At 67.2% G+C, this 366-nt stretch carries 1 protein-coding gene; it reads left to right on the top strand.

All coding sequences use genetic code 11. The annotated features are described in order from the left end of the window. Window positions 1-61 precede the first annotated feature (61 nt). Window positions 62-193: a hypothetical protein gene (locus PUR56_RS01370; RefSeq protein ID WP_329947502.1), complete on the top strand. Its 132-nt coding sequence runs from the start codon at window positions 62-64 to the stop codon at window positions 191-193. Window positions 194-366 lie beyond the last annotated feature (173 nt).

Raw genomic sequence — 366 nt, 5'->3', positions numbered from 1 at the left:
GGTGGTCTCGGCACGGAGATCCAAGAGGACGCGGTCGGTGTCGAGGCGGTGGCGTGAGTACATGGCGGACAGTTCGGGGCCGTACATCAGCCGCTCGAGGTCGCCCTCGCTGGTGGTCGCGGCGTCCTGGACGCCGGCGAGGGCGGCGTCGCGCAGGACCGCGATGCGGGCGGAGAGCTGGAAGATCTCCTGAATGCGGTGGGAGACTTAGATTACGGCTAAGCCCTGGTCGCGCAGGCGGCGGATGAGGTCGAAGAGCTCGTCGACCTCGTGTACGGAGATCGAGGTGGTGGGTTCGTCGAAGGCGATGACTTTGGCGTCGCCGGTGAGGGCGCGCAGGATTTCGACGAGTTGGCGTTGGGCGGG

Origin of the sequence: Streptomyces sp. BE303, from assembly GCF_036290945.1 — a bacterium.
GTDB lineage: Bacteria > Actinomycetota > Actinomycetes > Streptomycetales > Streptomycetaceae > Kitasatospora.
The sequence above is the reverse complement of the archived record's forward strand: the minus strand, read 5'-3'. Positions and strand labels throughout refer to the sequence as shown.